This is a genomic window from Aminobacter sp. P4_H6_2 (assembly GCF_056400805.1).
The window spans coordinates 1-2,620 of record NZ_JBFUKO010000703.1 but is presented as its reverse complement, the minus strand read 5'-3'; the positions used below and the strand labels follow the sequence as shown (position 1 = coordinate 2,620).

Below are 2,620 nucleotides of genomic sequence, written 5' to 3'. Positions count from 1 at the left end.
CCACATGGGGTAATCGCGGGAGCACCGCCGCTCTGGATTCGATCATGTTCTTGGACGGTGGCTGTTCCCCGATAAGATGAGGTACGGGCTCTCGACTGGACGCCGGGCCCAGCATCAACGGAGAACAGCCATGGAAGAATATATCGGCCTCGACGTGTCAATGAAAGAGACGGCAATTGCGATCCGTCGAGATGGGGTACGTGTTTGGCGTGGAAAGTGCGCCTCGGACCCTCAGATTATTGCCGAACTTGTCCGTAGGCAGGCACCCACCGCGAAACGCGTAGTGTTTGAAACCGGCCCCCTCTCGGTATGGTTCTATCATGCGCTTCGAGCTGAGGGGCTGCCGGTCATTTGCATTGATGCGCGACATGCCAAGGCGGCGCTGGATATGGCGACGAACAAAACGGACGCGAATGACGCCGACGGGTTGGCACGGCTGGCGGAAGTAGGATTCTTTCGAGAGGTGCGCGTGAAGAGGTTCGATAGCATGCTAGCCCGCACACTTGTCGCGGCGCGCACCCGGTTAGTCCACATGACGACCGAACTTTCCAATCAGATCCGCGGAATCATGAAAACGTTCGGCTTGGTTGTTCCAGCAGGGAAAGGAAGCATATTCGAGAAGAACGTTCGAAATCTTCTTTCCGGCCATGATGGTCTCGCTCATATCGTGCTACCGCTGCTCGATGCTTGGAAAGGTCTCCGCGCTCGTGCCGCGGAACTCGGTCGCCAGCTGGTCGCTGATGCCCGCCAGAGCCAGGCTTGCCGCATCCTGATGTCTGTCCCCGGCGTGGGAGCAATCACGGCAACTTCTTTCGCAACTGCCATTGAAGAGCCGGGGAACTTTAGGAAGTCTCGATCCGTCGGTGCGTGGATCGGCCTCACTACGCGTCGCTACCAGTCCGGTGAAGTCGATTACGACGGCCGTATATCCCGACGCGGCGACCGCCATCTGCGTGGGCTTCTCTACGAAGCAGCGTCGGTCATTCTCACGCGCAGCTCCGTGCAGAGTTCCTTGCGAACATGGGGGCTTCAGCTCCGGGAGAGGATCGGCTTCAAAAGAGCTGCCGTGGCTGTTGCGCGAAAGCTGGCTGTCATCATGCACACCATGCTCAAAACCGGAGAGTTCTTCAATCCGACTGCGGGAATGACGGCATAGTATAGAATGGCGCTCATTAACTGAGCGCTTGAAGCGTCCCTGCCGGGACGTGAGCCGAGCCATTCCGTTGATGGGGTTGCATCGCTGTCTCAGCTGAATGCGTCGTCCACATTGAAGGCTCGTGCCGCGAAGCTCCATCATGCGGCGACCGATGTCGACCGCGAAGACAACCATGCACCGGCAGTGCTGCTTCGACAAAACTTACTATTGACGCCCCAGTTGCGATTAGACAACCCTATCTATTGAGCGGAATGGGGGACGACACAAAGGAGAAAGCCATGCTTGGTGAAACCAACGCCGTTGCCAATCTCGCAGTCACGGATGTCGCCCGCGCCAAGACCTTTTACGAGCGCACGCTTGGCCTGCGGGAAATCGACCACATGGGCGAGGACGTGTCGGTACTGAAGAGCGGCGACACGGTGATCAACGTCTATCGCTCGGACTATGCCGGCACCAACAAAGCCACAGCAGTAACCTGGGCGGTCGGCGACAAGATCGACAGCATGGTCAGGGAACTCAAGACAAAGGGCGTCACCTTCGAGCATTACGACCTGCCCGAGACCGCCCTCCAAGGCGACATCCATGTCTTCGGCGATATAAAGGTCGCCTGGTTCAAGGATCCCGACGGCAACATCCTCAACCTCGTGAACAAATGATTTTCGCGCGGTAGTCCCTTGTGAAGACTGGCTTATCGGGCCAGCGCCGGATAGCCTTCCGGCATGATCGATAAGCTGGAATTCTTCATCGCCCTCGCAAGGGAGCAACATTTCGGACGCGCCGCCGAGCAATGCGGCGTCACGCAGCCGACGCTGTCTGCCGGCATCAAGCAGCTCGAGGACACTTTGGGCGTGATGCTGGTGCAGCGCGGCTCGCGCTTCCAGGGCCTGACGCCAGAGGGCCGACAAGTGCTGGATTGGGCGCGGCGGATCGTTGGCGATACGCGCGCCATGCGCGACGAGATGCGTGCTGCCCGCCACGGCCTGTCCGGGCGCATCCGCATCGCTGCCGTGCCGACCGCGCTTGCCATGGTGCCCAAGCTGACCACGCCGATGCGCGAAAAGCATCCGGGCGTCACCTTTTCGATCCTGTCGCGGACCTCGATCGAGATCCTGTCGCTGCTCGGCAATTTCGAGATCGACGCCGGCATCACCTATCTCGACAACGAACCGCTGGGGCGCGTCACCTCCGTGCCGCTCTATGCCGAACGCTACCAACTGATCACGGCAGCGGGTAACGAATACTCCGACCGCGACAAGGTAACGTGGGAGGAGGTGAGCACGCTGCCGCTGTGCCTGCTCACACCTGATATGCAGAACCGGCGCATCATCGACCAGCATCTCGCCGAAGCGGGCGTGCAGGTGCGCCCGACGCTCGAATCGAATTCGATGATCGTTTTGTTTTCCCACATCCGGACCGGAAAATGGTCGTCGATCATGCCGCTGAACCTCGCCGAGACCTTTGGTT

At 59.5% G+C, this 2,620-nt stretch carries 3 protein-coding genes; all 3 read left to right on the top strand.

Annotation, left to right across the window (positions count from 1 at the left end):
* The first annotated feature begins 130 nt into the window (after nucleotides 1-130).
* Nucleotides 131-1,156, top strand: a complete 1,026-nt coding sequence (locus AC1DUU_RS28910; protein WP_476786765.1) for an IS110 family RNA-guided transposase — start codon at nucleotides 131-133, stop codon at nucleotides 1,154-1,156.
* Nucleotides 1,157-1,434: 278 nt separating this feature from the next.
* Nucleotides 1,435-1,812 (top strand): VOC family protein, encoded by a 378-nt coding sequence (locus tag AC1DUU_RS28905; protein ID WP_476786764.1) that lies wholly within the window; start codon nucleotides 1,435-1,437, stop codon nucleotides 1,810-1,812.
* A 63-nt stretch (nucleotides 1,813-1,875) separates the two neighbouring features.
* On the top strand, nucleotides 1,876-2,620 hold a 745-nt coding region (locus AC1DUU_RS28900), incomplete at its 3' end, for a LysR family transcriptional regulator (RefSeq protein ID WP_476786763.1).

Excerpts from the sequence above, each read along its gene's own strand:
- AC1DUU_RS28910 (WP_476786765.1), top strand. The coding sequence starts at position 131 with ATGGAAGAATATATCGGCCTCGACGTGTCAATGAAAGAGACGGCAATT.
- AC1DUU_RS28905 (WP_476786764.1), top strand. The coding sequence starts at position 1,435 with ATGCTTGGTGAAACCAACGCCGTTGCCAATCTCGCAGTCACGGATGTC.